5 protein-coding genes and 1 pseudogene are annotated in these 5,725 nt (G+C 66.8%); 2 read left to right on the forward strand and 4 right to left on the reverse strand.

What is annotated here, in order from left to right; translation table 11 throughout:
* Nucleotides 1-888: D-2-hydroxyacid dehydrogenase family protein (locus WA702_RS05450; protein ID WP_425109516.1), on the forward strand; the 888-nt coding region annotated here is incomplete at its 5' end.
* A gap of 77 nt (nt 889-965) precedes the next feature.
* Here WA702_RS05450 and WA702_RS05455 read toward each other — a convergent pair.
* Complete coding sequence (locus WA702_RS05455) at nt 966-2,273, reverse strand: L,D-transpeptidase family protein (protein WP_425109517.1); 1,308 nt, start codon at nt 2,271-2,273, stop codon at nt 966-968.
* Between the two features lie 282 nt (nt 2,274-2,555).
* Here WA702_RS05455 and WA702_RS05460 point away from each other — a divergent pair, with 282 nt between their 5' ends.
* Complete coding sequence (locus WA702_RS05460) at nt 2,556-3,731, forward strand: hypothetical protein (protein ID WP_425109518.1); 1,176 nt, start codon at nt 2,556-2,558, stop codon at nt 3,729-3,731.
* A gap of 12 nt (nt 3,732-3,743) precedes the next feature.
* Here WA702_RS05460 and sseA read toward each other — a convergent pair whose 3' ends face one another.
* The 3 genes and pseudogenes from sseA to WA702_RS05475 all read right to left on the reverse strand — a co-directional run.
* Entirely contained in the window at nt 3,744-4,601 is an 858-nt protein-coding gene (gene sseA, locus WA702_RS05465; protein WP_425109519.1) for a 3-mercaptopyruvate sulfurtransferase, read from the reverse strand.
* 168 nt (nt 4,602-4,769) lie between these two features.
* Complete coding sequence (locus WA702_RS05470) at nt 4,770-5,183, reverse strand: rhodanese-like domain-containing protein (RefSeq protein WP_425109520.1); 414 nt, start codon at nt 5,181-5,183, stop codon at nt 4,770-4,772.
* 123 nt (nt 5,184-5,306) lie between these two features.
* A pseudogene (locus tag WA702_RS05475) lies at nt 5,307-5,725 on the reverse strand (VWA domain-containing protein); the annotation flags it as partial.

Consider the following 5,725-nt stretch of genomic DNA (forward strand, 5'->3'; position numbering starts at 1 on the left):
GCCGACCGCGTCGATGCAACCGTCTTCACGCACCCCTTCGCCTCTGAGCAGGATGTGCAAAGCGCGCTGGTCGATTTCGACATCATCTGCGCCATGCGTGAACGCACGGCGTTTCCGCGTTCCCTGATCGAGGCGCTACCCAAGCTGAAGCTCCTGCTCACCTCTGGCATGCGCAATGCCGCGATCGATATGGAAGCAGCCAAGGCGCGCAACGTCGTGGTCTGCGGCACCCAATATGGCCGCGATCCGACCGCCCATCTGGCGATCGGCCTGATGCTGGAACTGACTCGCAAGATCGGCCAGGAGAACGCGCGCATGCATGCGGGCGAGCCGTGGCAGAAGCTTGGCGGCGTCGAGATCGAGGGCAAGACGCTCGGCCTGATCGGGCTCGGCAAGCTCGGCACCAAGGTGGCCGGCCTCGGTAAGGCATTCGGCATGAACCCGATTGCCTGGAGCCCGAACCTGACGCCGGAGCGTTGCGCGGCCGCGGGCGTCGGCTATGCGACCAAGGAGGAGCTATTCTCGACCGCCGACATCATCAGCATCCACGTGGTGCTGAGCGAGCGCTCGCGCGGGCTGGTCGGCCGCAACGACCTGGCGCGGATGAAGCCCTCCGCCTACATCGTCAATACCTCGCGCGGGCCGATCATCGACGAGGCCGCGCTGCTGGAGACGCTGCGGCAGAAGAAGATCGCCGGTGCCGCGCTCGACGTGTTCTCGGTCGAGCCGCTGCCGACAGACCATCCGTTCCGCAAGCTCGACAACCTCGTGCTGACGCCGCATCTCGGCTACGTTACCGAGGAAAGCTTCCGCGCCCATTACGGCCAGATGGTCGAATGCATCGCGGCCTATGTCGCAGGCAGCGAGCCGCCGCGCCGGCTGGTCTGAGCCGATCGACGAAGCCTCTCAAAGCAAAACGCCCTCCCGATCGGGAGGGCGTTCGCGTTTGAAGCCGGATATGCCGATCAGCGGATGGTGACCGGGGGCGGCAGCGGCTGCACCGAAGACGGCTGCGAACCGGGAACGCTGGCCTGCTGCATCGGGACCGGAGCCGCGTTCGGCAGCGGCGCCGCCGACGCGGTCGCGGTGTTGGCCGTGCTCGGCGGCGCACCGCCCGGCAGGACGACAACCCTTGTGCCGACCTTGACCCGCTCGAACAGGTCGGAAACGTCGTCATTGAGCATGCCGATGCAGCCGGACGACACGAACTTGCCGATGGTCGAGGGCTGGTTGGTGCCGTGGATACGATACACCGTCGAGCCGAGATACATCGCACGAGCGCCGAGCGGGTTGCCCGGGCCGCCGGCCATGAAGCGCGGCAGATAGGGCTGGCGCTCGATCATCTCGCTCGGCGGATACCAATCCGGCCATTCCTTCTTGCGCGAGATCTTCTGCACGCCGGTCCAGGTGAAGCCGTCGCGACCAACGCGGACGCCGTAGCGCATCGCGCGGCCATTGCCGAGCACCAGGTACAGATAGGTGTGCGGCGTATCGACGACGATGGTTCCCGGCGGCTCCTTGGTGGCGAAGTCGACTTCCTGGCGACGCAGGTTCGCGGGCAGCTGGGCGGGAGCTGCATCCGGCTGCTCCTCGGGAGGCAGGGACGCCACGGTCATGGGACGGCCGGCGGAATCGGTCGCGGGCGGGGCAGCCTGGGCGTCGGCCGCGCCACCGACAGCCCCCGGCGGCCGCAATGCATTCGCGTCGCCAGCAGGTGCACTGTAGGCCGCGTTGCCATAGGTCTGCGGCGCTCCGGCGGGGCGGTCGGCATAGATCACCGGCGGCGGACCAGCCGGGCGGCCGTAGCGCGGATCATCCGGCGACATCACCGGGCCCTGCGGAGCTGCACCGTAAACCGGCGCATTGGCCGGGCGGCCATAGCGCGGATCGTCCGGCGACATCACTGGACCCTGCGGAGCAGCGCCATACGCCGTTGCGTTGGCCGGACGGCCGTAACGCGGATCGTCCGGGGACATCACCGGCCCCTGCGGCGCGGCACCGTACGCGGGCACATTGGCTTGGTGGCCATAGCGCGGATCGTTCGCCGGACCAGGCGGCGGCAAGGCCGCGCCGTTACCGTCCTCGTCATCAACTGCGTCGAAGTCCGGCCCTTGTGCGTTGCCGGTACGCGCGTCGACTGGATAAGGGCCGGGAGGCGGCAAGTACGCGCCGCCTGGCGCGGTCTGATAGACCTGCTGTGCCTGCACATGCGAAGTCACTGCCACGCCTGCTGCCGCGACAGCGCAAATCGTCAGAATGTGTCGGATCATCATCGCTCGTGTATGTTCCCCAAGCCGACTTCGGATCATTGTGCGCCAGATGGCCGAAGATAGCGGCGCATTCAAGACAATTCGGCCAGCCCCGGGGCATTTCGGCAATTTGTGATCCGCCTTCCGTCGTTGCACGGAAGTCTCAGCGGCCTAAAAAGCGTTTTCCGGGCTTAATTCGCCCGCAAATTAACAAGTCCGGACGCCTGCTTTCGGTATCTTGACTCGAGCCTGATTCGCGGCGAGGCGGCCATTGCTGGCTGCGCTCAAGCGAACGCGGCCATCCCTGTGGTCACCGCGTTCCCGTTTCGCTCGAATGCCTCAGCAGCTGTGCTGCCGAGGCGAAAGTTCCCGTCAATGCTTCCCGGCTTTCGTTTCCTGGTCGCCGCGATCGTCTTCTCTTTATCCCTCCTCGTCTTCGGCCTCGGCGCCGCCGCGCTGTTCCGGGCCGCCCATGAACAATTCGCCAGCAGCTCCTCATGGCGCACAACGCCCGAGGGCAGCTACACGAGCTTCCTGCCGCCGGCCGAGCCACAACGCCCGGTGATAGCGATGCTCCGCGTCGAGCCGCCGGCTCCGACGGCGCCCGCCCCCACGCCCGAACTGCAGCCCGCCGCTCCGCCGGCCGACGCGCCCATGGAGATCGTCGTCACCTCCGCCGACGCCGCGGAAGCCGCGTCTGTCGTCGCCGAGCCGACAGCCGCGCCGGCGCCAGAAGTGACGGCCGCAGCCCCGCCGGCACCGGAAGCGACGGCCGCAGCTACGCCGCCCGCCGCCGAGCAGACTGTCGTCGCAGCAATCGCGCCGATCGCGACCGACGCAGATATCAGTGCGACGGACGCCGCGAAGACTGAGGCCGCCGCAGCCGCTCCGGCTGCCCCGGCGCCGGCCGCACCCGAGATCTTAGCGGCCGATCCGCCGAAGCCAGACAGCACGGCGACCAGTGCCGCCACGCCGGCGCCCGTCACCGCCGAAACCACGTCCCCCCGACGCGACGTGCTGCCCGTCTTCGCCGAAGCCCAAGTCCCGACCACGACGCCGGTCACCACCAGCGACGCGCCAAGCCCGAGTGCAAATCCGCTCATCACCGAGCTCACTAGCCAGCTCCGCGCGATTGCTCAGCCGCGGCCCGAACCGGTCGCAATGAAGATCTCGCCCGTCGTCGAGCAGGCCATGGCCAGCGACCACAAGGCCTCGATCAAGACCGCGAGCCTCCAACTGCACCAGAGCCTCGCCAAACGGCGCCAGGCGCAAGACCATCTTGCCAAGGAACGTCTTGCCAAGGAGCGCCTCGCCAAGGAGCGGCTGGCGGACGCCCGCCGCGCCAAGCGCCGCCGCGAGATGGCGCAACGGGCCCAGGCCGCGCGACAGGCAGCCCAGCAGCAGAGCATGGATCCGTTCGGGCAGTCGCAAGGGTTTGGCCAATCGGCGTTCGGCCAGCAGGCCGTGCAACAAGCCCGCTAACCGTCACGACGATCAGGCCGCGCCGGTCGCAACCGGCGGGCCCGCCTCCGCGCCCCACTCCGACCACGAGCCATCGTAAAGCGCGGTGTCGCGGACCCCGAGCCGGTACAGCGCCAGCGTCAGCACGGCTGCCGAGACGCCGGAGCCGCAGGAGGTGACGATCGGCTTGGCCGTATCGACGCCGGCCGATGTGAACGCCTGGCGCAGCTGGTCGAGCGGCTTCATCGTGCCGGTCGCGGCGTCGAACAATTCGCCATAAGGCAGGTTGCGGGCGCCGGGGATGTGGCCAGAGCGCAGGCCCGGCCGCGGCTCGGGCACTTCGCCGACGAAGCGATTGCCGGCGCGCGCGTCGATCACCTGCTCGCGACGGCTATCGAGATTGGCGACCAGTTGCTGCATCGAGCGGACGCGCGCCGCATCGAACGCGGCCTTGAAGGTTGCAGGCCTCGGCGGCGCCTCGCCGCTCTCGACGGGACGTCCCTCGGCGGTCCACTTCTTCAGGCCGCCATCGAGCACGCGCACGTCCTTGTGGCCGAACGACAGCAACATCCACCAGGCCCGCGGGCCGGCAACCCAGCCGCCGGCATCATAGACCACGACGGTCTCGGCGTTGCCGATACCAAGCGCGCCGATATCGCGGCCGAACTGCTCCGCGCTCGGAAACATGTGCGGCAGCGGGTTGGAATGGTCCGACACCGCGTCGACGTCGAAGAACACCGCGCCGGGGATGTGCGCCTTCAGATAGTCGTCCTTCGGCAGCGGCAGCACGCCCGGCAGCTTGAAGGTGGCGTCGAGGATCTTGACCTTCGGATCATTCAGATGTGCAGCCAGCCATTCGGTGGAGACGAGAGGATCGTCGGTGGTGGTCATCAGCTTTTCCTTGCTTCGTCATTCCAGGGCGATGCGAAGCATCGAACCCGGAATCCAGAGATTGTCTTGCGAATACAACTGCGAGATTCCGGGTTCGCGTCCTGCGGACGCGCCCCGGAATGACGGTGTGAGGTGCCACGCCGGGAGCGCACTGGAATGACGTCGAAGTCAGCCCTTCTTCTTCGGCGCCCATGCTTCGACCGGCCCGCCGGCGTCACGCCAGGCCGCGAAGCCGCCGCCGATATGGGCGACCGGCTTCAATCCCATGTCCTTTGCCGTCTTGGCGGCGAGCGCCGAGCGCAGGCCACCGGCGCAGTGGAAGATGAAGGTCTTGTCCTGCTGGAAGATCGGCTTGGCGTAGGGGCTGTTCGGATCGATCCAGAATTCCAGCATGCCGCGGGTGCAGGCGAAGGCGCCGGGAATACGGCCGTCGCGCTCGATCTCGCGGGGATCGCGGATGTCAACGATGACGACATCATCGCGCTTGGCCGCCGCGATCGCCTGCTCTGCATTCAGGGTCTCGATCTCGGCGTTGGCCTCGTCGACAAGTGCCTTGATGCCGCGATGAATGGTCTGTGGCATTTTTCTCACTCCCTACTCCGTCATTCCAGGGCGACGCATCAGCGTCGAACCCGGAATCTCGATATTGCTTCATTCGATCGAGATTCCGGGTGCGGCTCTGCGAGCCGTCCCGGAATGACGTGTTCAACGCACCAATTCCTTCATCGCGCCTTCCAGGCCCTCGATCGTGATCGGGTACATGCGGTTGCCGAAGATGCGGCGGATCAGGGTGGTGGATTCCGAATAGTCCCAGTGCTTCTGCGCCACTGGATTGAGCCAGACCGCGTGCGGGTAGGTGCGGATGATGCGATCGAGCCAGACCGAGCCCGGCTCCTCGTTGACGTGCTCGACCGAGCCGCCGGGCACCATGATCTCATACGGGCTCATCGAGGCGTCGCCGACGAACACGACCTTGTAGTCGTGCGGATATTTGTGCAGCACGTCCCAGGTCGGCGTACGGTCGGTGAAGCGCCGCTTGTTCTGCTTCCAGACGCCCTCGTAGAGGCAGTTGTGGAAGTAGAAATACTCCATGTGCTTGAATTCGCTCTTCGCCGCGGAGAACA

The organism is Bradyrhizobium sp., from assembly GCF_049798375.1.
Lineage (GTDB): Bacteria > Pseudomonadota > Alphaproteobacteria > Rhizobiales > Xanthobacteraceae > Bradyrhizobium.